The sequence below is a fragment of the Pollutimonas bauzanensis genome (assembly GCF_900129885.1).
In the GTDB taxonomy this organism is placed as follows: Bacteria; Pseudomonadota; Gammaproteobacteria; order Burkholderiales; family Burkholderiaceae_B; genus Pollutimonas; species Pollutimonas bauzanensis.
Window position 1 is genome coordinate 195127 of the sequence record NZ_FQXE01000008.1, and the last position, 26005, is coordinate 221131.

The 26005-nt window shown below is 60.4% G+C and carries 29 protein-coding genes; 2 read left to right on the plus strand and 27 right to left on the minus strand.

The features are described 5' to 3' along the window. Positions 1 to 7: 7 nt before the first annotated feature. The 4 genes from BUB23_RS15890 to BUB23_RS15905 all read right to left on the minus strand — a co-directional run bounded on the left by BUB23_RS15890 (position 8) and on the right by BUB23_RS15905 (position 5469). Positions 8 to 1027 (minus strand): GGDEF domain-containing protein, encoded by a 1020-nt coding sequence (locus tag BUB23_RS15890; protein WP_073104477.1) that lies wholly within the window; start codon positions 1025 to 1027, stop codon positions 8 to 10. Positions 1028 to 1260: 233 nt separating this feature from the next. Next, the gene (ccsB, locus tag BUB23_RS15895; protein ID WP_073104479.1) at positions 1261 to 2619 is read right to left on the minus strand and encodes a c-type cytochrome biogenesis protein CcsB; all 1359 of its coding nucleotides are present in this window, start codon (positions 2617 to 2619) and stop codon (positions 1261 to 1263) included. 11 nt (positions 2620 to 2630) lie between these two features. Further along, a complete protein-coding gene (locus BUB23_RS15900) occupies positions 2631 to 4616 on the minus strand; it encodes a cytochrome c biogenesis protein ResB (RefSeq protein ID WP_084136068.1) in 1986 nt (661 codons plus the stop codon). Positions 4617 to 4767: 151 nt separating this feature from the next. Continuing rightward, entirely contained in the window at positions 4768 to 5469 is a 702-nt protein-coding gene (locus BUB23_RS15905; RefSeq protein ID WP_178372322.1) for a c-type cytochrome, read from the minus strand. Between the two features lie 152 nt (positions 5470 to 5621). Here BUB23_RS15905 and yihA point away from each other — a divergent pair, with 152 nt between their 5' ends. Beyond that, entirely contained in the window at positions 5622 to 6245 is a 624-nt protein-coding gene (yihA, locus tag BUB23_RS15910) for a ribosome biogenesis GTP-binding protein YihA/YsxC (RefSeq protein ID WP_073104484.1), read from the plus strand. Beyond that, positions 6242 to 7258 carry a porphobilinogen synthase gene (gene hemB, locus BUB23_RS15915; protein WP_073104486.1) on the plus strand — a complete coding sequence of 339 codons (1017 nt, stop codon included), beginning with the start codon at positions 6242 to 6244 and terminating at the stop codon, positions 7256 to 7258. Before yihA ends, hemB begins: the two co-directional genes overlap by 4 nt. Before the next feature lie 522 nt (positions 7259 to 7780). Here hemB and dsbD read toward each other — a convergent pair. The 23 genes from dsbD to BUB23_RS16030 all read right to left on the minus strand — a co-directional run. After that, positions 7781 to 9784: a protein-disulfide reductase DsbD gene (dsbD, locus tag BUB23_RS15920; protein ID WP_073104488.1), complete on the minus strand. Its 2004-nt coding sequence runs from the start codon at positions 9782 to 9784 to the stop codon at positions 7781 to 7783. A gap of 51 nt (positions 9785 to 9835) precedes the next feature. After that, positions 9836 to 10156 (minus strand): divalent-cation tolerance protein CutA, encoded by a 321-nt coding sequence (gene cutA, locus BUB23_RS15925; RefSeq protein ID WP_073104575.1) that lies wholly within the window; start codon positions 10154 to 10156, stop codon positions 9836 to 9838. 187 nt (positions 10157 to 10343) lie between these two features. After that, positions 10344 to 10727, minus strand: a complete 384-nt coding sequence (rplQ, locus tag BUB23_RS15930) for a 50S ribosomal protein L17 (RefSeq protein ID WP_073104490.1) — start codon at positions 10725 to 10727, stop codon at positions 10344 to 10346. Positions 10728 to 10847: 120 nt separating this feature from the next. After that, the gene (locus BUB23_RS15935) at positions 10848 to 11840 is read right to left on the minus strand and encodes a DNA-directed RNA polymerase subunit alpha (protein WP_073104492.1); all 993 of its coding nucleotides are present in this window, start codon (positions 11838 to 11840) and stop codon (positions 10848 to 10850) included. A 150-nt stretch (positions 11841 to 11990) separates the two neighbouring features. Next, positions 11991 to 12614, minus strand: a complete 624-nt coding sequence (gene rpsD / locus BUB23_RS15940) for a 30S ribosomal protein S4 (protein ID WP_073104494.1) — start codon at positions 12612 to 12614, stop codon at positions 11991 to 11993. Between the two features lie 11 nt (positions 12615 to 12625). After that, positions 12626 to 13027, minus strand: a complete 402-nt coding sequence (gene rpsK, locus BUB23_RS15945) for a 30S ribosomal protein S11 (RefSeq protein WP_013743934.1) — start codon at positions 13025 to 13027, stop codon at positions 12626 to 12628. Between the two features lie 14 nt (positions 13028 to 13041). Then, on the minus strand, positions 13042 to 13407 hold the full coding sequence (gene rpsM, locus BUB23_RS15950) for a 30S ribosomal protein S13 (protein ID WP_073104496.1): 366 nt from the start codon (positions 13405 to 13407) through the stop codon (positions 13042 to 13044). A 35-nt stretch (positions 13408 to 13442) separates the two neighbouring features. Next, positions 13443 to 13556, minus strand: coding sequence for a 50S ribosomal protein L36 (gene rpmJ / locus BUB23_RS15955; protein WP_073104498.1), 114 nt, complete (start codon positions 13554 to 13556; stop codon positions 13443 to 13445). Between the two features lie 31 nt (positions 13557 to 13587). Beyond that, positions 13588 to 13806 (minus strand): translation initiation factor IF-1, encoded by a 219-nt coding sequence (infA, locus tag BUB23_RS15960; protein ID WP_073104500.1) that lies wholly within the window; start codon positions 13804 to 13806, stop codon positions 13588 to 13590. Positions 13807 to 13813: 7 nt separating this feature from the next. Further along, the gene (gene secY / locus BUB23_RS15965; RefSeq protein WP_073104502.1) at positions 13814 to 15139 is read right to left on the minus strand and encodes a preprotein translocase subunit SecY; all 1326 of its coding nucleotides are present in this window, start codon (positions 15137 to 15139) and stop codon (positions 13814 to 13816) included. Positions 15140 to 15148: 9 nt separating this feature from the next. After that, positions 15149 to 15589 (minus strand): 50S ribosomal protein L15, encoded by a 441-nt coding sequence (gene rplO / locus BUB23_RS15970; RefSeq protein ID WP_073104504.1) that lies wholly within the window; start codon positions 15587 to 15589, stop codon positions 15149 to 15151. 11 nt (positions 15590 to 15600) lie between these two features. Then, the gene (gene rpmD, locus BUB23_RS15975) at positions 15601 to 15786 is read right to left on the minus strand and encodes a 50S ribosomal protein L30 (RefSeq protein ID WP_073104506.1); all 186 of its coding nucleotides are present in this window, start codon (positions 15784 to 15786) and stop codon (positions 15601 to 15603) included. A gap of 3 nt (positions 15787 to 15789) precedes the next feature. After that, positions 15790 to 16311 carry a 30S ribosomal protein S5 gene (rpsE, locus tag BUB23_RS15980; protein ID WP_073104508.1) on the minus strand — a complete coding sequence of 174 codons (522 nt, stop codon included), beginning with the start codon at positions 16309 to 16311 and terminating at the stop codon, positions 15790 to 15792. Between the two features lie 15 nt (positions 16312 to 16326). Continuing rightward, positions 16327 to 16692, minus strand: coding sequence for a 50S ribosomal protein L18 (gene rplR / locus BUB23_RS15985; RefSeq protein WP_073104509.1), 366 nt, complete (start codon positions 16690 to 16692; stop codon positions 16327 to 16329). A gap of 21 nt (positions 16693 to 16713) precedes the next feature. Further along, positions 16714 to 17247 (minus strand): 50S ribosomal protein L6, encoded by a 534-nt coding sequence (gene rplF / locus BUB23_RS15990; protein WP_073104510.1) that lies wholly within the window; start codon positions 17245 to 17247, stop codon positions 16714 to 16716. A 10-nt stretch (positions 17248 to 17257) separates the two neighbouring features. Further along, positions 17258 to 17653, minus strand: a complete 396-nt coding sequence (gene rpsH, locus BUB23_RS15995) for a 30S ribosomal protein S8 (RefSeq protein WP_073104511.1) — start codon at positions 17651 to 17653, stop codon at positions 17258 to 17260. Positions 17654 to 17664: 11 nt separating this feature from the next. Further along, positions 17665 to 17970, minus strand: coding sequence for a 30S ribosomal protein S14 (rpsN, locus tag BUB23_RS16000; protein WP_073104513.1), 306 nt, complete (start codon positions 17968 to 17970; stop codon positions 17665 to 17667). A gap of 11 nt (positions 17971 to 17981) precedes the next feature. Continuing rightward, entirely contained in the window at positions 17982 to 18521 is a 540-nt protein-coding gene (gene rplE / locus BUB23_RS16005; RefSeq protein ID WP_073104514.1) for a 50S ribosomal protein L5, read from the minus strand. Between the two features lie 12 nt (positions 18522 to 18533). Beyond that, a complete protein-coding gene (gene rplX, locus BUB23_RS16010) occupies positions 18534 to 18854 on the minus strand; it encodes a 50S ribosomal protein L24 (RefSeq protein WP_073104515.1) in 321 nt (106 codons plus the stop codon). Between the two features lie 10 nt (positions 18855 to 18864). Beyond that, positions 18865 to 19233 carry a 50S ribosomal protein L14 gene (gene rplN, locus BUB23_RS16015; RefSeq protein ID WP_073104517.1) on the minus strand — a complete coding sequence of 123 codons (369 nt, stop codon included), beginning with the start codon at positions 19231 to 19233 and terminating at the stop codon, positions 18865 to 18867. 242 nt (positions 19234 to 19475) lie between these two features. Further along, positions 19476 to 21464 (minus strand): bifunctional diguanylate cyclase/phosphodiesterase, encoded by a 1989-nt coding sequence (locus tag BUB23_RS16020; protein WP_073104519.1) that lies wholly within the window; start codon positions 21462 to 21464, stop codon positions 19476 to 19478. 37 nt (positions 21465 to 21501) lie between these two features. After that, complete coding sequence (locus tag BUB23_RS16025) at positions 21502 to 22152, minus strand: transglutaminase-like cysteine peptidase (RefSeq protein WP_073104576.1); 651 nt, start codon at positions 22150 to 22152, stop codon at positions 21502 to 21504. Between the two features lie 220 nt (positions 22153 to 22372). Continuing rightward, positions 22373 to 26005, minus strand: a 3633-nt coding sequence (locus tag BUB23_RS16030) for a VCBS domain-containing protein (RefSeq protein WP_073104521.1), incomplete at its 5' end; no start/stop codon positions are given.

Consider the following 26005-nt stretch of genomic DNA (forward strand, 5'->3'; position numbering starts at 1 on the left):
GTGGCGGCTAACCGGCGCTGAACCCGCTGATCAGCCCGGCCGCCTGGCTCACCAGGGGCATTCTGCGCGGCATGGGCTTGGTGCGTTTTTCTTCGTACATGCGCTCATCGGCCAGCTGCATGGTTTTCTTCAAGCTTCCGGCTTCGGATTTCAGCGCCATGCCCATGGAGATCTTGATGTCGACCGCGTCCAGAGCGTACTTCAGGCGGCCCACCAAAGCGGCGGCGCCGGCGGGAGTCGCATCTTGCGCGACCACGCCGAATTCGTCGCCGCCCAGGCGCCCCACCGAATCATTGCTGCGCAATACCGCGGAAATGGTTTGCGCGGTCAGGCGGATAAGGTCGTCGCCCGCCGAGTGGCCCTGAGTATCGTTGACCGTCTTCAGGAAATCGAGGTCGAGCATCACGATGGCCGCATCGTTGCCGTCGTCGCCCGACATGGCATCGATATGCGCCAGCCGGTTGATCCATCCGGCGCGGTTGAGCGTGCCGGTAAGGGGATCGAGGAAGGCATCGCGCTGCAGCTCCATCATCAGCCGTTCAGCCACGTTGAGCTCGGCGTGCAGGGCCAGGGTCAGCGCCAGCGAGGTCAGGCATGAGCGGACTTCATTGGCGCGCCGGAACAGGCTGAATGGCCATTCGAAAGCCACGCCTATGGCGCAGCCGCCGCCTGTGGTGTCGGGCGCGTGGAGGTCGGCCTTGACCAGATACATCCGGTTGCGGCCGGTCTCCGGTTCCAAAGACAGCATCTCCTGCTCGCATTCATTGACGCGCCGATAGTAGAAACCGTCATTGAGCGGGTCGCGCGCCCAGTCGCCGTCGAACAAGGGGCTGAGGTCGCGTGGCGGCAGGGCCTCGAACAGCCCATTGGCCGCGACCGGGGAACAAGATGCGGCGCCCCAGCGGCCGACCAGCCAGCCCTCGAGAGGCAGGAACGCTTGCAACACCCTGAGTTGAGCGGTAAGCGCCTTGTTGGCCAGGAGATTCGCCCGAGCCTCTATTCCCGAGCCTTCTTTTATGATGGGCATAATTATTTGGATACGCTGCCGCCGTAATGCATGGAACGTCAGATGGCTGGAGGCTGACTGCTGCCAGTGGGCAATCACAGTAATGTCTGGATACCGATTTTATAGTAATTACATTTATATGCCACTATTATTTTCTTACAAATAAAAAAATGGCGGCATGTCCGGACCGAAAGCCGGCCGTGCCGCATCAGACAGGTGGAAGAGACGGGCCGAAGCCCGGATTTCCGCAATGGCTATAGTTCGCCGTATGAATGCAGGCCGGAGAGGAACATATTCACGCCCAGGAAAGCGAAGCTGGTGATGAGCAAGCCGCCCAGGGCCCAATAGGCGGCCATCGAGCCGCGCAGGCCCTTCATCAGGCGCATATGCAGCCAGGCCGCATAGTTGAGCCATACTATCAATGCCCAGGTTTCCTTGGGATCCCATTGCCAATATGTGCCCCAGGCGTCCGCCGCCCACAAGGCGCCCAGGATGGTGGCGACGGTAAAAAACGCGAAACCGACCGAAATCGCCCGGTACATGATGTCATCGAGTATCTCCAGGGAAGGCAGCTTGCTGGAAATAGGGCCGCGCAAGGCCAGGATGCCGCCGACAATAAGCGCCCCGATGCCGAAGTACAGCATCCATGTGGCCGACAGCCCGCCGGAACTGAACACCATGGGTTCGGCACAGAGGATCGCTCCGAGCACGAATACCGGCACCAGCTTGCCCCAGGAGCGGGTCTGGCCGTGTTCCTTGATCAAATAGGCGAAGCCCACCATGGCGGCCAGCGAAAACGTGCCATAGCCTATGAAATTGGCCGGCACGTGCAGCTTCATCCACCAGCTTTTCAAGGCCGGCACCAAAGGCTGGATCTGGAAGGCGTCCCGGGTGAACGAATACCAGAGCAGGAAAACCACCGCCGAGCTGATCACCAGCAGCACGAAACCGCCCAGGGCCCGCGTCGCGTAGCGGCGCTCGTAGTACAAATAGAACAGGGCCGTGATCAGGGCGAACAGCACGAAGACTTCATAAAGGTTGCTGACGGGCACATGCCCGATGTCGGGACCCAGCAGATGGCCTTCGCGCCAACGCACCAGCAGCCCGGTCACGCCGGCATACACCGCGCCCCAGGTGAGGACCGTGCCGACCCATGCGGCCGTCGCGCTGAAGATGCCTATCCAGTAGCAAATCATGGCCAGCACGAAGAGCGAGCACATCCATAGAATGGCCGATTGGGAAGAAAACAGGTACTTCAGGAAAAAGACGCTTTCAGCGCGGCTGAGGTCGCCCTGGCCCAGGCCGCCGCCATCGCTGTATAGCCAGATGGCGAACAAGGCGGTCAGGCCGCTGGCGATCATGATCGCGCGCAAGGGGCGCCACAGCCAGGCCATCCAGCTGAATCCGGCCACCGCGCCGCAAAGTATCAGCTTTTCGTAGTAGTCCATGCTGGAGCTGTAGGCGGTCAGGACATAGGCGGCGCCCGCCGCCAACAGCAGGAAAAACCCGATATCGGTCCAATCGGGCCTGCCCCGGCTGCCGCGCGAATCGCCGCTGGCGGTCATGGACTCTTGCCAAATCGGCATATTCGACTTGATGGTGGACTCGGACATAGAAAACCTCGTTACGTAGAGAGGCGTTTGAAGGCCTCTTTAAAGCGGTCGAACTCGTGATTGAAATCCAGAGTGCGCCGCTGTGATGTCATTGCCGCCAGCAGCTCGCTGCCCCGGCCTTGCGGCTTGATCCATACCCAGATACGGCGGTCGCGGATATAGAACATGGAAAACACGCCTATGACCAATAGCAGACAGCCCAGATAGACGGTATTCTTGCCGGGGCTGCGCGCCACCTGGAACACGCTGGCCTCGAGCTGCTCGTAGCCTTTGAGCGTCATGAATATGGGCGCGGGGTAGTCCGGCAGATTGGCCAGGGCCAGCAGCGCCATTTGCATCCATTTTTCGGCGTCCTGGCCGGGAGCGCCGTCGTGATCGAGCGCCGGCTTGCCGGCCTGCCCGCGCATCAGGTCGCGCAACTCCATCAGCGACAGCTGGATCATGGGAACCGCGAAGCCCAGCACCTTTTCGCGGTCTTGTTCGGGCACTTTTTCAATGATGCCATTGAAGCCGGCCCTGGAAAAGGTTTCCAGGGCGCCCGCGGCGGCCTTTTGCAGCAGCGGCTGCTGCATCCCGCTATTGGCGTTTTTTGCCGCGAACCGCGCGGCCGCCTCGTGGACCAGGGCCGGATTGGCGAGCGCCGCGCGCAGGTCCATGAATTCGGCCACCGAACTGTCGGCATCGGCGGGTATCCTGATGTATCGGTAAGGCTGCGACGCCGTGTCCCGCACGCCGGCCAGGAACACCAGGCTGCCGTCCAGCATCATGGGCAGCATGTAGTTCGTGTATTCGTGCGCCTGCCCGTCGCTGCCGACGATGCGGTACTGCACGCTGGGGCCGACGTTCCTCAGGTTTTCGTTCTTGGCGCCGGCGGCGCTGCCGGTTACCGAGGCCACGTGTTCCATGACGGCTTTAGGCTGGGGGGCGACATCGCCGGCCAGGTTTTCCACGTTGATGACGCGCAGGCCGGAAAAATCGATCGCCAGGGGAGCCTGCTGGACGCCGTTATTGACGGTGATTTCCGTGGCCTTGCCGACGGCGCCATTGATATCGAAGGGCTGGTTGCGCGCCCCGACCAGCGGATAGCCCACCAGTTGCAGCTTGCTGCCGCCGTCATCGAAGCTGGACTGATATACCGTCACGCCTTTGTAGCGCAAAGGCTCGTTGACTTCGATGGTCTGGCTGAACGATTTGCCGGTTTGCGGGTCGGTGACTTCGACCTCGCTTTTGAAGCTGCTGGGCATGCCCGTGGAATAGTAGTCCACCAGGAATTTGTTGAGCTTCAGGGAAAAGGGCAAGGGCTGGACCAGCACGCCGTTGTCGACGCTGACGACGCCGCTGCTGCTCTGGGCGCCCTCGGGCACCATCATGTTGGCGCGGAAACTGGGGTTGCGCGCCGAAAGCCGGCCGGAATCGGGCACCTGGGAGATGAGCATGTTCTCGGTAATGGGCACTTTGCCGCCCAGCCATACCTGCAGCCGCACCGGCAGCTCGCTGTCGAGCAGGCCGCCGACGCAGATCACCACGATGGCGGCATGCGCGAAAATATAGCCCAGCCGGTTGGCGCCGCCTTTCTTGGCGGCCAGCAGCATGCTTGCGCCGTCCTGGCGCACTTTGAACTTGTAGCCCTGCGAGCCCAGCCACTGCTGAATGCGCGCCAGGCTTTCCGCGGGGCTGGCCTGGGCCGTGGCTTCGACGCGGTGATGGAAGGAACGCAGGCTGCTGCCACGGACATATTCCCGGAACGAGCGCGCGTCATGCACCATTTTCGGCGAATTGCGCACCAGGCATATCGTGGTGGAAACCACGAGAAATGCCATGATCAGCAAGAACCACCAGCTATTGTAGATATGCCAGATGGAGAATTTATCGAAGATGGCGAACCAGAAAGGCCCGAATTTGTCGATATAGTTGCTGGCCGCCTGATTCTGCTGCAGCACCGTGCCTATCAGGCTTGCCACGCAGATGAACATCAGCAGGCTGACGGCAAAACGCATCGAGCCCAGCAGCTCGAGGACGTCCGAGCCGGTGCGACGCGTGGAAGTGGAAGGTTTCACAAGGCAGACTTCAAAAAAAAGGGGACGCCAAAGATAGCCTCCCCTATTTTAGACCGGCTGCGCGGAATTTGTTCCGCGCGGCCATGTCAAATTAACGCAGCCCGGCCGCGTAATCGGCTACCGCGGCGATGTCGCTATCGGACATGCGGTCGCCGATATCGTGCATCGGCTGGCTGTTGGCGCGATCGCCGCTGCGGAAAAGCTTGAGCTGTTCGGCGATGTAGGCCGGATGCTGGCCAGACAGGCGAGGGTAGGCTCCCGGGACGCCCGCGCCGTTAGGCGAGTGGCAGCCTGCACAGGCCGGCACCTTGCGATCGGGCAGGCCGCCGCGCCAGATATGCTGGCCGCGCTCCATCGTGGCTTCGCTGCTTGCCGTCGCAGCGGTTTTGGGGTCCAGCGGCTGCTGCGTCAGGTAGTAGGCGATATTCTGCACATCCTCGGGCGTCAGGGGCGCGGCGAAAGTGGTCATGACTGTATCGGCCCCGCCCGGGCCGCGGCGCGCTGCCGGAGCCTTGCCGTCCTTGGACTTGAAGTCGTGCAGTTGCTTGGCCAGGTATTCGTGCGGCTGGGCCGCAAGATTGGGATTGACCGGGATGGTGCTATTGCCAGCCGCCCCGTGGCAGCTCGCACAGGCAAGTATGCCTCGCGCGGCGTCGCCGTTGGCATAGAGCTGTTCGCCTTTGGCGGCATCGGGCTTGGCAACCGCTATATCGGCGGCATAAGCAATGGAAACTGCGGAAGACCCCAGCAGCAAGCCGCTGGCAACTACCATTCTGGAAAGCATACGCTTCATGAAGACCTCGATCGCTATTCGATCCGGGTGTCGTAAACACCACGATGACAATGCCACTTCCGCTTAAAGCATGCCCTAAGGAAAATGACGCAACTGTTTCAAACGTGCGATTATACAATAGCGTTTAAATTAAACTGTTCTAGGTACCCTACGTGTCCATTCTGCATCGCGCTTCTTTCACCGTTTCCGCGGCCCGCCTCGATCAATTGCCGCCTCCCACAACGGCCGAAGTTTGTTTTGTGGGCCGCTCCAATTGTGGCAAATCCTCGGCCATCAATGTGCTGACCAACCAGCGCCGCCTGGCTTTTTCCAGCAAGACGCCCGGCCGCACGCGCCTGATCAACCTGTTCGGCATCCCCGATCCGGTCGAACCGGGCGCCCACCTGGGCTTCCTGGTCGATCTGCCGGGCTACGGCTACGCCTCGGTGGCCCGTGAAGCGCGCGAAGAATGGGCCGATGTGCTGGGCGGCTATCTGCGCGACCGCCCTTCGCTGGCCGGCATTGTGCTGCTCATCGACATCCGGCGCGGCGTGACCGAACTGGATCGCCGCCTGGCCAACTGGATCGCCCCTACCCGCATTCCCGTGCTTGCCCTGCTGACCAAGGCGGATAAATTCCCTTATGGCCAGCGCATCAAGGCAGTGGCGGCGGTCAAGAAGGAACTGGCCGATATCGGCGCCCTGAACGCCATGCCGTTCTCCGCCACCAAGCGCATAGGCCTCGATACGGCCACCGCGCAAATCGAAAACTGGATTTCTCCGAAGGTTGTCCCATGACGTCGTTTATTCTTTCCGCCGATTTTCCCGCCGCCCGCCCGCGCCGCAACCGCCGCGACGAGTTTTCGCGCCGCCTGGTGCGTGAAAATATCCTGACGGCGCATGACTTGATCTATCCGGTATTCGTCATGGAGGGCAAGGGGGTGCAGGAACCGGTGCCATCCATGCCCGGTGTGGTTCGTTATTCGCCCGACACGCTGATGAAGGTGGCCGAGGAATGCGTGGCCCTGCAAATTCCTGTGATTGCGCTGTTTCCGGTCATCGACGCCGGCCTGAAAACGCCCGACGGCATTGAAGCGGCGAACCCCGACGGCCTGATCCCGCGCGTGGTGGCGCAGCTCAAGGCGCGTTTCCCTGAATTGGGCGTACTGACTGACGTGGCGCTGGATCCCTACACCAGCCACGGGCAGGACGGGGTCCTGGATGAAAACGGCTATGTGCTTAACGAGCCCACGGTGGAGATCCTGAAGCGGCAGGCATTGACGCAGGCGCAGGCTGGCGTAGACATTGTGGCGCCGAGCGACATGATGGACGGCCGCATCGGCGCGATCCGCGAGGCTCTGGAGGCGCAGCAGCATATCTATACGCGCATCATGGCGTATTCGGCGAAGTACGCCAGCGCCTTTTACGGGCCGTTCCGGGACGCGGTGGGCTCGGCGGCGAATCTGGGCAAGTCGAACAAGTTCACGTATCAGATGGATCCGGCCAATCGCAATGAGGCGCTGCGCGAGGTGGCGGCCGATATCCGCGAAGGCGCGGATATGGTGATGGTGAAGCCGGGGATGCCTTATCTGGATGTCCTGCGGGACGTGAAGAATGCGTTCGGGATGCCGACGTATGCTTACCAGGTCAGCGGCGAATACGCGATGATCAAGGCGGCGGCGGCCAATGGCTGGCTGGATCACGACAAGGTGATGATGGAGTCGCTGCTGGCGTTCAAGCGGGCGGGAGGCGACGGCGTCTTGACGTATTTCGCGATTGCCGCGGCGAAGATTTTGAAGGAACAGGGGTAAGCGCTGATATAAGATGCACGCTGGCGCGGCAGGCGTGGAGTTCGATGCGGTCGCGTGTGCTTTAACACGCCGCGGTGGCGGAAGCGTTTTTTACACGCCGCTGCCGCGGTGGTGGAAGGTAGCGGTCCGCGTTGCCTGGTCCGCCGCCCAGCGCGGCGGACCCCGCCTCGCCTCGCTCGTCCGCGCCTGCGCGCTCCCTTCGCGGCCGGCTTGCTCGGCCCCGGACGGACCGCTACCTTCCACCACCGCGCCAACGACTGCATCGCAGGTTTTGTCGCTCTGCTGGGGCGGGTCGGGTGCTTGGCATTCTTGCGTAATGGTTGCGGCTGGCGGAAGAGCTTGCGCGCTCGCCCTGCGCGGGCCGCCAGCCGGCCCGCTTGGGCATTGGGGCTGGTATGGCCTACGGTGGCGATACAGCAAACTTAAAAAAACATGCGCAAGTCAATCGACACTGGCGCAAGCCTAATGGATCGCTGCCAGAGCAGAAAAAACGATCTGAAACGCAGCCCGCCGAAGCCGCCATCAAGGCCCCGCCAGCACCCGCTCCAGCACCGCGCCGAAGTCCCCGGCGTTCTTGAATCCCACTACCCTCGCGTCATCCAGCTGCTTCCCGTTGGCATCGAAGAAAATAATCCCCGGCGGCCCGAACAGCTTGAACCGTTTCAGCAGCGCCCGGTCATCCGGCGTATTCTTCGTCACATCCGCCTGCACCAGCAGCAGCCTGGACATCTGCGCCGCCACCGCCGGGTCGCTGAACGTGAATTTTTCCATTTCCAGGCAGGATACGCACCAATCCGCATAAAAATCCAGCATCACCGGACGATTCGTATTGGCCAGCAAATTATCCAGCTCGGCCACCGAATACACCCTCGTGAACCGCTCCTTGACCGCCGCCCGGTCCAGCGCCTTTCCCGCCGCGGCACCGCCGCCGCCCGACGCCGGGCCCGCGGCAGCCACCACCGCGGAATTCGTCAGCGGCGCCAGCGGCCTGAAAATATCGCGGCCGCCCGCCGATACTCCCACCACGAGGATCACCGCCCAAAGCGCCAGCAACAGGCCTATCGTCCGGTTGACCAGCGGCCCCACGCCAGCGCCCGACGGCATGGCATCGAACGCGCCCAGCATCACGGCGCTCCAGAGCGCCAGAAAAGCCCAGCCCAGCATCATCACCCACGCCGGCAGTATCGAATTGACCATCCACCACGCCGTGGCAAACAAGAGCACGCCGAACAGGCGCTTGATGCCGTTCATCCATGGGCCGGCCCTGGGCAGCAGGGCTCCCGACGATGCGCCCACGGCCAGCAGCAGCAGGCCCTCGCCCCAGGCCATGGCGAACAGCGCCGTTCCGCCGAGCACGAGATCGCCCGTCTGCGAGATGAACAGCAGCACCCCCGCCAGCGGCGCCGCCACGCAAGGCCCGACGATCAGCGCCGACAGCATGCCCATGACGAACACGCCGCCATAGCGCCCGCCGGGTATCCTGGACAAGCGCTGGTTCAGCGCGGTCTGCATCCCTGTCGGCGCCTGCAAGGTGAATACATCGAACATCGCCAAGGCCAGCACACCCAGCAACACCGCGAAAATCGTCAATACCCAGGGAGTTTGCAGCCACACCGCAAGGCTGGCTCCGACCAGGCCCGCCGCGATTCCCAGCACCGTGTAGACCACCGACATGCCCAGCACAAAGACGGCGGCCAGCGACAAGCCGCGCCAACGCGTAACCTTGGCGGCTTTGCCGGCATCGCCCGCCACGATCGCCAGCAATATCGGCACCATGGGCAGCACGCAGGGAGTGAACGACAGAAGCAGGCCCAAGAGCAGGCACAAGGCTATGACCTTGAGCCATCCCGCGGCGGCCAGATAGGCGGCAAAGCCTGTGTCGCCGAGGTCCAGCGCGCCGCCCAGGCCAGCCGGGGCGGCAGCCGCCCTGGCCGGCGCTGACGGGTTGGACGCCGCTGAGGGGCCAGCCGCCTGGGCCGCCGGCCCGGCCTGCGCCGCTTGCGGCTGGGGGCCGGGCACGCTGGCCACGACGCCGGGTCCGGCAGCCTGATAGCCGGCGGCGGTGGGCGCAAGGGTGAGTTCCGTCGTCATGGGCGGATAGCACAGGCCCGCATCGGCGCAGCCCTGGCTGGTGACCGCCAGGCGCAGAGCCTGGCCGGCGCCCGCGGTCAACGGCAGCCGCAGCGTTACCTGGTCGTGATAGACCTCGACGTCTTTCTCGAAGGTCGGATCGTACTTGACCAGCCCGTCCGGGAATATGGCCTCGCCCAGCAGGCTGGGACTGGAATCGGGCGCGACGGAAAACTCGAAGCGCTCGCGATACATGTAGTACTGCGGGGCTATCCTGAAATGCACGTCCAGCTCGGTGGGCGTGGCCATGGCCGCGGAAAACACGAAGGCTTTTTCCGGATCCAGGAATTCCTCTTCCGCGCGGGCCGCCCCGGCATGCAGCAGCGCCATCGCCAGCATCAGGATGGCGTAACAGGCCAGGATTAACTTGCGGGCCCCGCGCCGACTTTGAAACATCAGAACTTCCTTTACCCTTTACTTGGGCGCAACGCGCCTGTGATGATCATTTCATGCCTCGCCCGGCCGGGTCTGCTCGCGCACCCACGCCAGATAGCTTGCAGAACCCCCGGAAACCGGCAGGACGAGGACTTCGGGGACCTCGTAAGGGTGCAGCTCGCCCAAACGCGCAATGAGCGCTGGCGCCCTCGCAAGCGTCGTTTTCATGGTCAGCGGAATTTCTTCCACGCCTTCGAGCGCTCCTTGCCACATATACATGGACAGCCCCGCCGGCCCAAGGTTCACGCAAGCGGCAAGATGTTCTTCGACCAGCACATGCGCAATGCGCTTGGCCAATAGCAAATCGGGGGCATTGCTGAGCAGGACGACGATGTCGTCGGCCGGCGCGAGGGCGCCGCCGCCATGGCCCGCGTCGGGCGCGGGCGGGGTATTGCCGGGCGTATCGGAAGGAGTGGCGGCGCTCACGGAGCAGATCCTGGAGGTCGTTGACAACGGCCTATTCTACCCATAAAAAACGGGCCCGAAAGCCCGTTTTCCATCTGCTGCGGATACGCGGCGCTTATTCGGCGGCGGTTTCCTCGACTTCAGGGCGGTCGACCAATTCCATGAATGCCATAGGCGCGTTATCGCCCTGGCGGAAACCCATTTTCAGGACGCGGGTGTAGCCGCCGTTGCGCGCGGCATAACGGGGGCCGATTTCGGCAAACAGCTTGACCACGGCATCGCGGTCGCGCAGGCGGGCAAACGCCAGGCGCTTGTTGGCCAGCGTGGGCTCTTTGCCCAGCGTGATGAGAGGCTCGACGACGCGGCGCAATTCCTTGGCTTTCGGCAAGGTGGTCTTGATGGCTTCGTGCGTGAGCAACGAAACGGCCATGTTGCGGAACATAGCCAAACGGTGACTGCTGGTGCGATTTAATTTACGCAAACCACTACGGTGACGCATGATGATTTCCTTTGAATCTAGTTAACGGACGATTCCGTTGGTTGACCGGCTCTTCTATCAGCAATGCTGCGGGCCGGTTGCGGGCGGGACTTTAACACAAATGTGCCGTTGCCCCTTGGATTACGGGCGTTCCAGGCCGACGGGCGGCCAGTTTTCCAGCTTCATGCCCAAGGTCAAACCGCGTGCGGCAAGGACTTCCTTGATTTCATTCAAGGACTTGCGGCCCAGGTTGGGCGTCTTGAGCAATTCGTTTTCGGTGCGCTGGATCAGATCGCCGATGTAGTAGATGTTTTCGGCTTTCAGGCAGTTGGCCGAACGAACCGTGAGCTCCAGGTCATCGACCGGGCGCAGCAGCACGGGATCGATCTGCGGAGCATTGCCGCGGGCCTGCGGATTGTCGACGTAGTCGCCGGCGCCTTCCAGGGCCGCGAACACGGAGATCTGGTCCATCAGGATGCGGGCCGATTGGCGCACGGCTTCTTCAGGCGACACCACGCCGTTGGTCTGGATGTCGAGAATCAGCTTGTCCAGGTCGGTGCGCTGTTCGACACGGGCGCTTTCAACCGAATAGCTGACGCGGCGCACCGGGCTGTACGATGCATCGAGCACGATGCGGCCGATAGTGTGGGTGCGGTCATCGATCAGGGCGCGCACATTGCCGGGCACATAGCCGCGGCCTTGCTCGACCTTGATCTGCATTTCCAGCTTGCCGGCTTCGGTAAGCGTGGCGATGACATGATCGGGATTGATGATTTCGACATCGTGCGGCAGCTCGATGTCGCTTGCCAGCACTACGCCCTGGCCCTGCTTGCGCAGCACCAGCGTGACTTCTTCGCGATTGTGCAGCTTGAACACCACGCCCTTCAGGTTCAGCAAGATGTCGACGACGTCTTCGCGCACGCCGGCAATGGTGGAGTATTCATGGACCACGCCGGTCATCTGGACTTCGGTGGGCGCATAGCCCGCCATGGAAGACAGCAGAATGCGGCGCAGGGCATTGCCCAGCGTGTGGCCATAGCCGCGCTCGAAGGGCTCCATCACGACTTTGGCGTGATTCTTGCCGACAGGCACGACTTCAATAGAACGGGGTTTCAGAAAACCTTGTGACGACATGAGTGTTCCTTTTCAATACCCTCGGCTCGTTACACCGATAAGGCTGATGGATACGCCGGAAATTCCCGGCGATAGTCATCGCAAAGCCCACTTGCCAGTAAACTGGAAAAGTGGGCTGATGCGATGTTACGGCTTTGCTGCTTGCGTCAATTAGCGCGAGTACAACTCGACGACCATCGATTCGTTGACATCGCGTGCGACATCAGCGCGGTCAGGAACCTGTTTGAAGGTGCCGGTCAGCTTGTTGGTGTCGACATCGACCCACTGCGGCAGGCCTTGGCCCGTGGCAAGGTCGAGCGACTCGCGGATACGCAATTGGGCTTTCGCCTTTTCACGGATCGAGACGACGTCTCCGGCCTTGACCAGCATCGAAGCGATGTCAGCCGTGTGGCCGTTGATCTCGACGGAGCGGTGGTTGACCAGCTGACGCGCTTCGGCGCGTGTCGAGCCAAAGCCCATGCGGTATACGACGTTGTCCAGGCGCGATTCCAGCAATTGAATCAGGGTCTCGCCAGTGTTGCCACGACGACGCTCAGCTTCAACAAAATACTTGCGGAATTGCTTTTCCAGTACACCGTACATGCGCTTGAGCTTTTGCTTTTCGCGCAGCTGCAAACCGTAATCGGACGTGCGAGCGCCCGAGGTACGGCCATGCTGACCAGGCTTGGACTCGAGTTTGCACTTCGAGTCCAGCGAGCGGCGCGAGCTCTTCAAGAATAAATCAGTACCCTCGCGACGCGAGAGTTTGCATTTAGGTCCAATATAACGTGCCAAGATGCTTCCCCTTAGATGCGACGGCGCTTGGGCGGACGGCAGCCGTTATGCGGCACCGGCGTGATGTCTGAAATGCTGGAGATTTTGATACCCAGCGCATTCAAGGCACGCACCGATGATTCACGGCCAGGACCGGGGCCCTTGATGCGAACTTCAAGTGTTTTGATACCATATTCCAACGCGACGCGCCCAGCCGATTCAGCCGCAACCTGCGCAGCGAATGGTGTGGATTTGCGCGAGCCTTTGAAGCCCGCACCACCGGATGTCGCCCAGGACAAGGCATTGCCCTGGCGGTCGGTAATGGTGATGATCGTGTTGTTGAAGGACGCATGAACGTGCGCAATGCCGTCCGATACGCTCTTCTTGATTTTCTTGCGTACGCGCGATGCGCCGCTGTTGGAAGCTTTCGCCATCTTCTATTCCTCGATTATTTCTTCAGAGAAGCAGCAGCGCGACGCGGCCCTTTACGGGTGCGGGCGTTGGTACGGGTGCGTTGACCGCGTACAGGCAAGCCACGCTTGTGGCGCATGCCCCGGTAAGTTCCCAGATCGATCAGACGTTTGATCGACAATTGTACTTCGCGACGCAAATCACCTTCAACCGTGAACACGCCAACGTGTTCGCGGATACGTTCGAGTTCGGCGTCAGTCAGATCTTTCACTTTCTTGGAAAGCTCGATACCCGATGCTTCGCAAATTTTGCGGGCACGGGTACGACCAATACCAAAAATCGCGGTAAGTCCGATTTCGGCGTGTTGATGCGGCGGAATGTTGATGCCAGCAATACGGGCCATGACTGTTCCTTGTTAAATCCGTTGCGTGTCGGCCATTAGCCTTGACGCTGCTTATGACGTGGTTCGGTGCAAATTACACGCACCACGCCGTGACGTTTAATGATCTTGCAGTTGCGGCAGATCCGCTTTACCGATGCCATTACTTTCATGGTTGACTCCTAGTTTCCTGTAACCGGCCGCTTATTTAGAGCGGAAGACAATTCTGGCGCGAGACAGGTCATAGGGCGTGAGCTCCACTGTGACCTTGTCACCCGGCAGAATCCGGATGTAATGCATACGCATCTTGCCCGATATGTGGCCCAAAACTATATGGCCATTTTCCAGCTTGACGCGAAAAGTTGCGTTGGGAAGATTCTCGAGAACCTCTCCTTGCATTTGAATGACGTCGTCTTTTGCCATTTCTTTTTTACCGCATTGGCAGTCCCGCACCCTTGAAGTTGGCCTTCTTGAGCAGCGAGTCGTATTGATGGGACATCATGTAGGCCTGAGCCTGTGCCATGAAATCCATGGTCACCACCACGATAATCAACAAAGAAGTGCCACCAAAATAAAACGGTACATTCCAGCGCGCCTGCATAAGTTCTGGCAATAAACACACCAAAGTTATGTAGATGGCGCCCGTCAGGGTCAGCCGCATCAATATCTTGTCGATATAGCGCGACGTTTGCTCTCCTGGACGTATGCCTGGAACGAAGGCACCGCTTTTCTTCAGGTTATCTGCGGTTTCACGACTATTGAACACCAATGCCGTATAAAAGAAGCAGAAGAAAATGATTGCAGCGGAATACAGCGTAATGTAGAGCGGCTGGCCCGGCGATAATACCGCCGCCAGGTCGCCCAGCCAGCGCATGTTGGGGTTACTGGAAAACCAGCTGGTCACCGTCGCGGGCAGCAAGATGATGGACGAGGCGAAAATGGGAGGAATCACCCCCGACATATTCAGCTTCAGCGGCAAATGCGAGCTTTGGCCGCCATAGATCTTGTTGCCTACCTGGCGCTTGGCGTAGTTCACCGTGATGCGGCGCTGGCCGCGTTCGACGAACACCACGAAGTAGGTCACGGCCACGACCAGCACCAGGATGAACAGAGCCGACAGCACCGACATCGAGTCAGTACGCACCAGATCCAGCATCCCGGCCAGGGCGCTAGGCAAACCCGCCACGATACCGGCAAAAATCAGTATCGAAATACCGTTGCCCATGCCGCGCTCGGTGATTTGCTCGCCCAGCCACATGACGAACATCGTGCCGGTAACCAGCGTGACCACCGTTGTAAAGCGGAACATCATGCCTGCATCGATGACCAGCCCGGGCTGCGATTCGAGGGCGACCGAGATGCCGACGGCCTGGATCAGGGCCAGAAACACCGTGCCGTAGCGCGTGTACTGGGTGATCTTGCGCCGGCCCGATTCGCCTTCTTTCTTGATCGCTTCAAGGGTAGGCACCACGACCGCCATCAGTTGCATGATGATGGACGCGGAAATGTAGGGCATGATACCCAGCGCGAACACGGAAAACCGCGACAGCGCTCCGCCCGAGAACATGTTGAACAAGCCCAGGATACCATCCTGGTTTTGCCGGAACAGATCGGACAGCGCGTCGGGGTTGATGCCCGGCACGGGTATGTGCGTTCCCAACCGATAGACCACCAGGGCGAGTACCAGGAAGACGATACGGCGCTTCAGATCGCTGTATCGTGAACTTGGTTTACTCTGTGCCTGAGCTTTAGCCACCGTTACCCCTTAAGCCAGCGAACCGCCAGCAGCTTCGATCGCGCTGCGGGCGCCGGCCGTCGCGGTGATCCCGTTGAGGGCAACCTTGCGCGACAGTTCGCCGGATTTGATGACCTTGACATAGCGCACAGCCTGCCCTATGACGCCGGCTTGCTTGAGAACTTGCACATCGACTTCGTCGACGGGCAGGCGTTCAAGGTCGGACAGGCGCACTTCGGCGGACAAATGCTGGTTCATGGCGGTAAAGCCGCGTTTCGGCAGACGGCGTTGCAAAGGCATTTGACCGCCTTCGAAGCCGACTTTATGAAAACCGCCGGTACGCGATTTCTGACCCTTGTGGCCGCGGCCGCAAGTTTTACCAAAGCCCGAGCCTATGCCGCGGCCGACGCGGCGGCGAGCCTGCTTGCTGCCTTCGGCTGGTTTCAGCGTATTAAGTTGAGTTTCTGACATCCCGATTCCTTTCAGGCTTCCGAGACGGTAACGAGGTAATCCACTTTACGGATCATCCCACGCACCTCGGGCGTATCGATCAATACGCGGCTGCTGTTGACGCGCCCCAGCCCCAGGCCGCGAACGGTCGCGCGGTGGGATTTGTGGGTGCCGATAACAGAGCGCACGAGAGTAACTTTGATTTGCTTCTGTGCCATGACTTACCCCAGAATATCTTCTACCGACTTGCCGCGCTTGGCGGCAATTTCGGAAGGAGTCGAGCAGGCACGCAAGCCATTCAGGGTTGCGCGGACCATGTTGTAGGGGTTGCTGGAGCCCAGGCTCTTGGCAACCACGTTACGCACGCCCATGACGTCGAAAACGGCGCGCATGGGGCCGCCAGCGATGACGCCAGTACCTTCCGGCGCCGGCGAAATCATGACTGTGGCAGCGCCATGCTTGCCGAATACCGTATGGTGCAGGGTGCCGTTCTTCAGGGCAACCTTCAGCAGTCCGCGGCGGGCCTGTTCCATTGCTTTTTGAACAGCGACGGGCACTTCGCGGGCCTTGCCTTTGCCCATTCCGATGCGGCCGTCGCCATCACCTACCACGGTCAATGCGGCAAAGCTCATGGTGCGACCACCCTTGACCACTTTGCTGACGCGATTGACCGCGATCATTTTTTCACGCAAGCCGTCGTCGCTTTCTTTCTCGGCGGCGTGCTTGCCTTGTGCTTTAGCCATTTGACAATTCCTTGCTTAGAATTTCAAGCCGGCTTCACGCGCGGCGTCGGCCAACGCTTTCACGCGGCCATGATAACGAAAGCCCGAACGATCAAAGGCGACCAGCTCTATGCCAGCGGCTTTTGCTTTTTCGGCTACGCGCTTGCCGACCAGGCCAGCAGCGGCTACGTTGCCGCCATTGGCGCTTTGACCAGCCAGTTCTTTGCGCACTTCCGGCTCCAGCGTGGAAGCGCTGACGAGCACACGATCGCCTTCCGGCGAAATGATGTTCGCGTATATGTGCAGGTTCGAGCGGAAAATCGAGAGGCGATGCACTCGCAGCTCGCTGATTTTCCGACGGGTCGATACCGCACGACGCAAACGGGAGATTTTCTTGTCCATAATTCGTCCTTGCCTGCGCGCTTATTTCTTCTTGGTTTCTTTGATGATGACGCGTTCATCAGCGTAACGCACGCCCTTGCCCTTGTAGGGTTCGGGTTCGCGATAAGCGCGGATTTCGGCTGCCACCTGACCAACGACCTGTTTGTCAGAACCCTTGATGACGATCTCGGTCTGAGTGGGGCACTCGACCTTGATGCCTTCGGGCATGCTGTGCACGATGTCGTGGGAAAAACCAAGCTGCAACTTCAGCGCGTCACCCTGGACCTGGGCACGAAAGCCCACGCCAACCAGGTTGAGTTTACGCTCGAAGCCTTTGCTGACACCGGTGACCATATTGGCAACCAGTGCGCGCAACGTACCCGACATGGCCTTGGCCTCGCGGGAATCGTTGGCGACAACAAATGTCAGCTGGCCGTCTTCCTGGGCGACGACTACATCGCCCTTCAGGGCTTGCGTCAATGAACCCAGAGGGCCCTTGACGACAATCTGGCTCTCGCTGATCGTGGCTTCTACGCCTTGGGGTACGGGGACCGGGTATTTTGCAATGCGTGACATATGATTCTCCTTATGCCACGTAGCAAAGTACTTCGCCGCCCACGCCATTGGCGCGAGCTTTGCGATCGGTCATCACACCGCGCGGGGTCGACACGATAGCCACGCCCAAACCATTCATGACCTGAGGAATGGATTTGCTGCTTTTGTAGATACGCAGCCCAGGACGCGACACGCGGTCGATACGCTCGATGACCGGACGGCCAGCGTAGTATTTAAGTGTGATTTCCAGGACCGGCTTGGCCTTTTCGCCGCCGATCTGGAAACTGTCGATATAGCCTTCGTCTTTCAGCACGGCAGCAATAGCTACCTTCAGCTTCGAGGAGGGCATGCTGACCGACGTCTTGTGGACTTGCTGTGCATTACGCACGCGGGTCAACATGTCGGCGATGGGATCGCTCATGCTCATGTGTATTTCTCCTACCAGCTGGCTTTGGTCATGCCCGGCACTTCGCCACGCAGCGCCATTTCGCGCAGCTTGTGACGAGTTAGACCGAACTTGCTGTAAACGCCACGCGCACGACCCGTGACAACGCAACGATTGCGCTGGCGAGTTGGGTTGGAATTGCGCGGCAGTTGTTGCAGTTGCAAACGGGCCTGGTAGCGTTCTTCGTCAGTCTTGGACTGATCGTCGATGACCGCCTTCAGTGCTGCACGTTTGGGTGCGAATTTTTCTGCCAGCTTGGCGCGTTTGATATCGCGATTGATGAGTGAAAGTTTTGCCACGTCATCGCCCCTTAATTGCGAAACGGGAAGCTGAAGGCGGTAAGCAATGCCTTGGCTTCGTCGTCGGTCTTGGCTGTAGTAGTGATGCTGATGTTCATCCCACGTACGGCGTCGATTTTGTCGTATTCGATTTCAGGGAAAATCAGCTGCTCTTTTACCCCGATGTTGTAGTTGCCACGCCCGTCGAACGCACGACCCGATATACCGCGGAAGTCGCGAACGCGCGGCAGAGCCACGGCGACCAGGCGGTCCAGGAATTCGTACATGCGGCGGCCACGCAAAGTGACCATGCATCCAATGGGATAGTCTTCACGGATCTTGAAACCCGCGATAGCCTTTTTCGTCTTGGTGACGACGGGCTTCTGCCCGGCGATCTTGGTCAAGTCAGAGACAGCGTGCTCAATGACCTTCTTGTCGGCAACCGCTTCCGAAACACCCATGTTCAGGGTGATCTTGGTGATGCGCGGCACTTCCATGACGCTTTTGTAGCCAAATTTGGCTTGCAGGTCGGCCGCGACCTTGCTGCGGTAAAACTCTTGTAAACGAGCCATGTTCTTCGCCCCTTAAGCCTTGGCGCCAACGACGGCGCCGCTGGAACGGAATACACGGACCTTGCTGCCATCGACTTCCTTGATCCCGACGCGATCGGCCTTGCCGGACTCGGGATTGAAAAGCGCCACATTGGAAATGTGGATGGGCATGGTCTTGTCGATAATGCCACCTTGCGTACCGGCCATGGGATTGGCCTTCACGTGTTTCTTGACGACATTGATGCCTTCGACCAGCACGTGGTCGGCGTCAACACGCTGGAGCACGGTGCCACGGCGTTTTTTGTCGCGACCAGTCAACACTATGACTTCGTCGCCTTTGCGGATTTTTTCCATGGTTCGCTCCTTACAGCACTTCTGGAGCCAGCGACACGATCTTCATGAACTTTTCCGTACGCAATTCACGCGTGACAGGTCCGAAGATACGGGTGCCGATGGGTTCCAGTTTAGCGTTGAGCAACACGGCAGCGTTGCCACCGAACTTGATCAGCGAGCCGTCTTTACGACGAACGCCCTTAGCGGTGCGAACCACTACAGCGTTGTAAATCTCGCCTTTTTTGACGCGCCCGCGTGGGGCCGCATCTTTGACACTGACTTTGATAATGTCACCGATAGCGGCATAACGGCGCTTCGAGCCGCCTAACACCTTGATGCACATGATTCTGCGTGCGCCAGTGTTATCGGCCACGTCCAGCGTGGTCTGCATTTGGATCATGATTTTTCCTGTTCCAACTTAGCCGCACCGCGCTACTGGATCAGTAGCGCCACACAACCAGTTTTGGTCCCGTCAGGCTGAAATTACACCAGCCCTGGGTTGAAATCTGCTAAAAAAACTCGTATTGCCTACGCAAAGCTGCTTTGTCGTCCGCTGTAGGCAAGTTTCAGATAATAGCTTTTTCTCGATGCAATTGCAAGCGCACTTTATAAAAGCCGCATGCAAGCAGCACCAGGAGGCGTCTAGCCGGCGGCATCCGCCGAAGGCGCCGTGCTTAACAAGGCGAAAATGCCGTTTTTTTGCAACATGAGCCGGGTTTCGGCATCGGGCACATCGTCAGCATACACTTTTATGCCCAGACCCGCGGCGGTCTGCGCCACCGCAACCGCCAACTGGCGGGCGCCGGGGCTGGCAAGCAGGCAAGTCACCATGTCGCCTCCCAGTTTCACGTAGCTGAACGAGGCTTCGTGCAAATGCATGAGCGCAGCCGGCTGTTGCGCCAGGCGGCGCAGGGCCGTGCGCGCGCCGGCCGCCGCCACCTGGCGGCAGAATTCCTGGACTTCCTGGCCATAGGCTATCAGGCCATGCGCATCGATTTCGAGCAGCAGGCGCCCTATCTGGTCCGGCTGCGCATGCAGGCCTCGCAGCCGCCGTTTCATTTCCGGAAGGAAATGGGGCTGCAGCAATGATGGCAGCGACACCTTGATGGCCAGTTCGCCGCCATGCTGGTCCAGCCACGCCAGCCCGAGTTCGATGGCGCGCAGATCGCAGTCGGCGGACAAGCCCAGCCGCACCGCCGCCGGCATGAACAAATAGCCCGACAGCAGATTTTCGCCGTTTTCGCCGTCCCGCAATTCCAGCGACGCCTCGTGCCGGTCGCTCGACCCGTGATTTTCATAGATGGCACGCCGCAGCGACAGTTCCAGCTTGCCCTGCGACAAGGCATCGGTCAGCAGGGCGCGCCACGCGGCCTCGCCGGTTCCCCCCGGCGCCTTGCCGTGCCTGTCATTGGCATAGGATACATATTCGACATCGTCATGGCCCGCGCTTTCAGCATACATCAGCCCGTGATCCAGCCTCGCCAGCACCGTGCTGACATCGCAGTCCGGCGTGTAGTCGGTGAGGGCCAGGCTCCAGCGGCACAAGCGGCCGTCATTCAGGCGCACCCGCAAGGCATCCAGGACCTGGCGGACCTGCTGCACCAGCCGGGTCGCATCCACGCCGATGGACTGCGGCATCAACACCACGAAGTCCGAACCGTTGAGGCGAGCCGCCTGCGCATGCATCTCGGGAAACGCCTCCATGACCCGCGTCACGCCCTGCCCCACTGCGCGCAGCCATTGATCGGCCTCGTTGCGCGCCATCGTCGCATTCAGCCCGGCGAGGTCGCGCTGGCGAAAGATCAGCACATGGCCGCCGGCCGGCGGCGAATCGGCGCCGCCTTTCAGCACGCGCCGCAATTCATTGACGAAATACTTGCGGTTGGTCAGGCCTGTTACCGGATCCTGGTTGACCTCCAGGCGCAGCGATTCGATATGCGCGCTCTGCTCCTGGGCCGTGGCGCGCACCCGCTCGCGCACGTCGCGGATCATGCGCGAGGCGTGCGCAAGCTCGGCGATCCGCGGACGGGTCGAGGCGGGCGCCGGCTGGCCGCCCTCGGCAATGGCCCTGACCTGCTCCGTGATTTCATCTTTCAGCGCCCGCTTGAGCCAGCGTATCAACAGTATGGCGAACAATGCCCACAACAGGCCGGCGACGACCACCAAAGCGAGCACCCGGGTGCTGCTGCGCCACAGCGCATCCCTTGCCGACAGGTCGTCCGAAGTCACCGAGAGCTCGCCTACCTGCCGCCAGCCGTCGGACACCTGGCGCGTGGCGGTGGGCGTGGCCAGCGGCAGCAGGCCGCTGAACCAGGCGGGCGCCATGCCCGCGCCCTTTGCCGGCGGCGAGCTGCGCTCGACCATGACCCGGCCGTCCGTCCCCTTCAGGCTGATTCCGCGGAACTGGCCGCTGTCGTACAAGGCCGCAATCAACAATTCGCGCGTGACCTTGTCCTGGCTCGCGGGCTGCGACAAGGACAAGGCCAGGGACGAGGCCGCATTTTCGCTCTGCGCCTGCAATTGCGTATTCAGATATTGGCGCGCGCCGCCTATGCTGAACACCAGCGTGCCCGCCAGAATGAAAGCAATTGCCACCGTAACACTAAGCAAAAGCTGTTTGAGTAAAGACATATTGTTCGACGCCTATTAACGAAACTATCTGTATGAATTAAGGCTGGAAACCTTCCTTCTGCATTTTGGACAGCAAATTGCGCCAATGCCCAATGCGATCCGGCGACGTGGGGGCCGCCCCGGCAACATAAATACCCTGCGCGTTGAAACTGAACACAGGAGTCAGGTCGCGCCTCTGGCTGGCCGGCGCGATGGAGCCCAGCAGGCTGTCCAGCACCAGCGGATCGGCGTCAGGGGTCGCGTAATAGCCCAGGACCATGTGCGCAATCGTCGTCGAACTGCCCATGCCGCCGATGCGCGCCTTGACGTAGACCAGGCGCAGCTTTTCCGCCGGCACGCCCATATGAATCAGCGAGAAATACTTGCCTATGACGAAATCTTCGCAGTCGCCCGCCTGCTTGCCCAGCGTTTCGAGCGGCGTCGCCCAATAGTCGGCCTGGTTCCATACATAGCGGTCCTCGCTGCCGCGCACGGTGGAATTCCAGAAGTCGTTCACTGCCCGCAATTGCTGGGACTCGGGCGCGGAACGCTGCTGCGCCATCATCGCCAGCCACCGCGACACCGCCGTGGCGCCGCCTTGGCCATAGCGCGCACGCGCCACCTGCTGAATATGGGAATCATCGAACTGCAGCGCCGTGGCCGGTGCATATACCGCCGTCGCCAATACCATGCCGATGGCCGACAGCATGAAATACAAACGGGTTTGGTGGAAAACAGATGCGGCGCGCATGGCCAGTGTTGTAACCAAACTAAACACGAAAGGCAAACAATATCCCAATACCACTTCGGAAAGGCAAAATAAAAACAGTCCCGAATCACATTCCGCGCTTTGACGGGATCGCGGAATGTGACCGGGATGAAGCCTGGCATGCGATGCGCTGCATGCCAGGTTAGGCGGATGACAGGCTTCAGCCCTGATCTACGTTCAGTTTTCCGGAGTCGATCAGGTTCTTGATCATCTCGTTCTGGTTGCCGTGGCCGACCCCCACCAAGTCATCCAGGTGCACGTCTTTCAGCACGATCTGCTGATCGAAGCCGGTGCCGTTGGCGGCCAGACCGCCGTGGGAGCTGACGTTGATCACGGTATCCTTGCCGTCCTCCGACCCGGACAGGTGCAGGAATTTGCTCAGATCGGCGCCGGCGGCGTCTTCGCCGACCAGCAGTTCGGACAGATCCAGCTTGTCCGCGCCGCTGGCGTCCCCATGGCCCAGGCCGAAGTCCTTGATGGTATCGATGGCCGGGGCCGCAATCGTGCCTTCGTCGTTTAATTCCCACTTGAAGATATCGTCGCCGGCGCCGCCGATGAGGGTGTCGTCGCCTTTGCCTCCTACGAGGGTGTCGTTGCCCGTGCCGCCGTAAAGGATATCGTTGCCTTCGTCGCCATGCAGTACATCGTTGCCGCCCTGGCCAAAGAGAATGTCATGGCCAGCGCCGCCATTCAGGGTATCCCCGCCGCCGTGCGTATCGCCCGCCACATCGAACTGCGCATGGTTGTCCTTGATGTACTGGAATACCTGGGCGTCGGTCGGATTGTCGCCGCCGTTGGCCAGGAACAGCTTCAATGCATCGATTCCCTTCATGTCGGCCAGATCGGCAGGCTGGGCGGGATGGCCCGGCGTGCCCCACGGCAGGCCCGCGGTATTGATCACGTCGCCAAAGAGGATGTCGTTGCCGTCGCCGCCGTTCAAGGTATCGTTGCCGACAGCCGCCGGTTCGGTCGTATTGGAGCCATGCTCGAGCGCCGCCTGCAGGCCGGCCGCATCGTTGACGATCTGGACGTCGCCAACCGCGCCCGCCAGCACATCCTGGCCCACCAGCTGGATATCATCGATGCGCACCTGCGCTTGTCCGCTGCTGCTGGTGTTGCTGCTGCCATCGTTCACCGTGAACACAAGCTGATACTGTCCGGCGTCATAGGTTTTAGCCGTCGTAATCGTTGTGCTGCTTGAACTGGTCCGATCGCCAGACTCCTCCAGAGTCCATATGCCGTCCACCAGCTTCATCAGCGTCCACGAGAATTTGTCGCCCGAACTGAAGTTGCTGCTTGAATAAGCAAAGCTTATCTTGGCATAGTCCCCATTATCGATGCTGAACGTCGGGCTGCCCACCGTGAACGCCGTATTGTTCTTGTTCGAGTCTGTGATGTTCAGACGATTACTATCAAAATTAATCGTTCCCCCGCCATCCTGGCTCCAGTTGCCGGCCGTCTTCCACGCGCCGGAACTATTAAAGTTCGCCACGGTAGTGTTGTCGCCGTTCGGGCCGAAGGGGACTATGCTTTGCGCCGTCACGTCGGTATTGTCGAAGAACTTCAGATAGCTCTCGGTGACGCCGCTGCCGATGCCAATGGCCTGGACCTTGCTGATCCCCGCCAAGGCGTTGTAGTCGTCCAGCGCCTTGTACATGTCGTTATAGTTTGTATCCGCGTTGGGGCGCGACTCGCCGTTATACGTCGTGGGGTTTCCATCCGTCAGGAAGAAGGTCAGGTTGGTATAGCCCTCGGTAGCCTTGTCGGACGCGAACCACTCATTTGCCTTGGCGAAGGCCGCTTCGTAGTTGGTATACATGTCCGAACTCAGGCCGTCGATCGCATTCTGCAGCTTCGCAAGATTGACCGCATCCGGATCATTGGCATTGAACTGTACTGTAATGATTTCCTTGGACCCGGTGCTGAAGCTGATCAGGGCGACGTTCACATTGCCATCATGGCCGGCCAATTGCTCCGCCAGATTGTCCAATGCCGCCTTGGCCAGGGCCAGGCGCGAGATGTTCTTGCCATTGATCTTCTCGCCCGAGTTGTCATCCATGCTCTTGGACACGTCCACGAGCAGCGCGATGTTGTAATTCGTGCCCGGCTCGATATTGGACTTCACGCCGCCGGGATCGCCGACCAGGACGTTGTTGGCCGCATCGCCCGGCAGGGTGTCCGAGCCCGTCGTTCCCGTTGTGACGCTGTACTGCTGGATGGTCGCATCCACCGTGGTGGTCTCGCTGCCGCCCAACTGTTCCGTCGAGGTCACGCTTGCGGTCAGCGTCAACTGGCCCGTTCCGAGAGGCACGGTCAGCTGCAGATGGCCCAGGTCCGTTCCCGACGGGAATGTCCATGTGCCGGCCTCGGCGCCAGCCGCGCCCATGTTGAAGGACGCGCCGGCCGGCAGGCCGCTGACCGTGATGGCGGACAGGCTCTCGCTGCCATCGGCATCGACCAGGGCCGACTCCAGGTTGACGCCGTAGGTATCAAAGCCCGTCGAGACCGGCGCGGATACATCCACCGAGCCAACATGCTCGCCATCGCTGAATACGAAGCCTTCGATACTCGTAAGCGTGACGGTCTTGCCGGTATCCGTGTCTGTGACTTTCCAATTGCTGCCGCTACTACCGGTTTGGGTATAGGTATAGTGCGATGAATCCTTGCTGAAGTAGACGATATCGGTACCGTTCTTGCCATCAATACTGTTGTTTGAGCTTATCGTGCCCACAACAAAAATATCCTTGCTGCTGCCGCTACCGCCTGACGAGCCCGTACGCAATGTTGCGCCGCTGACACTGGAATTGACTACTTTGCCGTCCGTCACCGTGAAGGATGCGCCGCCGAACGTCGCGTTAAAGCTGGTGTGCTCGATGGTCGTGACCGGCACTTCCAGGGTGAAGTTCAAGTCGGGAGCGTCGGCCACAGGCGTGATATCGATGGTCAGCGTCGCGTCGGCTCCGGTTCCCTGGCTATTGACCGGCTGGAACGTGAGCTGCGCATAATCGTTGAGCTGATCGCCCGCGCCATCCTGGTTATACCCGTCTACGCCGGATTGGTTGGCCTCCGGCACGAACCGCAGGTGGTGGGCGTCGATATCTTCCTTGGAAATGATCTGGTTGGCGGCCACATTGGTCCAGGCGCTGCCGTTCCAGTATTGCAGCACGCCGTCCGCAGGCAGAGCGGTGATTTTCACACCAGGATCTGTGCCGGGATCCGAGACATGGAAGTCGTCCCATGCAAGGATTATCGGCGTGTCTTCGGTGCCTGTTATCGAGGACGACTCGGCTGTCGGTTCATCGTTGGTGCCGTTGATGGTGATGGTGATCGTGCTGGTGGCCGTGCCGTCAGCGGACTTGACCGTGTAAGTTTCAACGATCGACTCGCCCGCCTTCAGGTACTGCACCGCGGCGTTGGAAACGCTGTAGGTGTAGGTGCCGTCGGCGTTGATCTCGATGCTGCCCAACTGAGTGCCGCCGGCTGCCGTGCTCGAACCGAACGCCAGGGTGGACGGATTGAAGCTGCTTTGGCCCGCGTCCAAGTCGGTGATCGTGACATAGCCGCCAACGCTCAGAACACCCGCGTCAACGTCTACATCCTCAGTCACACTTTGCGCGTCGTCGGTCACCGTCGGCACGTCGTTGGTGCCCGTCACCGTTACCGTCAGCGTCGCATCGCTCGTCGCACCGTCAGCATCGGTCACCGTATAAGTGATGCTGCTGGTCGCCGTGGCGCCTTGCGCCAGGCTCTGGAAGGCGCTGCCTGGATTGAAGCTGTAGGTGCCATCGGCCTG

Coding starts and splice junctions, on each gene's coding strand:
- BUB23_RS15890 (WP_073104477.1), bottom strand. CDS start 1,027: ATGCCCATCATAAAAGAAGGCTCGGGAATAGAGGCTCGGGCGAATCTC.
- ccsB (WP_073104479.1), bottom strand. CDS start 2,619: ATGTCCGAGTCCACCATCAAGTCGAATATGCCGATTTGGCAAGAGTCC.
- BUB23_RS15900 (WP_084136068.1), bottom strand. CDS start 4,616: ATGCGTTTTGCCGTCAGCCTGCTGATGTTCATCTGCGTGGCAAGCCTG.
- BUB23_RS15905 (WP_178372322.1), bottom strand. CDS start 5,469: ATGAAGCGTATGCTTTCCAGAATGGTAGTTGCCAGCGGCTTGCTGCTG.
- hemB (WP_073104486.1), top strand. CDS start 6,242: ATGACGTCGTTTATTCTTTCCGCCGATTTTCCCGCCGCCCGCCCGCGC.
- dsbD (WP_073104488.1), bottom strand. CDS start 9,784: ATGTTTCAAAGTCGGCGCGGGGCCCGCAAGTTAATCCTGGCCTGTTAC.
- rplQ (WP_073104490.1), bottom strand. CDS start 10,727: ATGCGTCACCGTAGTGGTTTGCGTAAATTAAATCGCACCAGCAGTCAC.
- BUB23_RS15935 (WP_073104492.1), bottom strand. CDS start 11,840: ATGTCGTCACAAGGTTTTCTGAAACCCCGTTCTATTGAAGTCGTGCCT.
- rpsK (WP_013743934.1), bottom strand. CDS start 13,027: ATGGCGAAAGCTTCCAACAGCGGCGCATCGCGCGTACGCAAGAAAATC.
- rpsM (WP_073104496.1), bottom strand. CDS start 13,407: ATGGCCCGTATTGCTGGCATCAACATTCCGCCGCATCAACACGCCGAA.
- rpmJ (WP_073104498.1), bottom strand. CDS start 13,556: ATGAAAGTAATGGCATCGGTAAAGCGGATCTGCCGCAACTGCAAGATC.
- infA (WP_073104500.1), bottom strand. CDS start 13,806: ATGGCAAAAGACGACGTCATTCAAATGCAAGGAGAGGTTCTCGAGAAT.
- rplO (WP_073104504.1), bottom strand. CDS start 15,589: ATGTCAGAAACTCAACTTAATACGCTGAAACCAGCCGAAGGCAGCAAG.
- rpmD (WP_073104506.1), bottom strand. CDS start 15,786: ATGGCACAGAAGCAAATCAAAGTTACTCTCGTGCGCTCTGTTATCGGC.
- rpsE (WP_073104508.1), bottom strand. CDS start 16,311: ATGGCTAAAGCACAAGGCAAGCACGCCGCCGAGAAAGAAAGCGACGAC.
- rplR (WP_073104509.1), bottom strand. CDS start 16,692: ATGGACAAGAAAATCTCCCGTTTGCGTCGTGCGGTATCGACCCGTCGG.
- rplF (WP_073104510.1), bottom strand. CDS start 17,247: ATGTCACGCATTGCAAAATACCCGGTCCCCGTACCCCAAGGCGTAGAA.
- rpsH (WP_073104511.1), bottom strand. CDS start 17,653: ATGAGCATGAGCGATCCCATCGCCGACATGTTGACCCGCGTGCGTAAT.
- rplE (WP_073104514.1), bottom strand. CDS start 18,521: ATGGCTCGTTTACAAGAGTTTTACCGCAGCAAGGTCGCGGCCGACCTG.
- rplX (WP_073104515.1), bottom strand. CDS start 18,854: ATGGAAAAAATCCGCAAAGGCGACGAAGTCATAGTGTTGACTGGTCGC.
- rplN (WP_073104517.1), bottom strand. CDS start 19,233: ATGATCCAAATGCAGACCACGCTGGACGTGGCCGATAACACTGGCGCA.
- BUB23_RS16020 (WP_073104519.1), bottom strand. CDS start 21,464: ATGTCTTTACTCAAACAGCTTTTGCTTAGTGTTACGGTGGCAATTGCT.
- BUB23_RS16025 (WP_073104576.1), bottom strand. CDS start 22,152: ATGCTGTCGGCCATCGGCATGGTATTGGCGACGGCGGTATATGCACCG.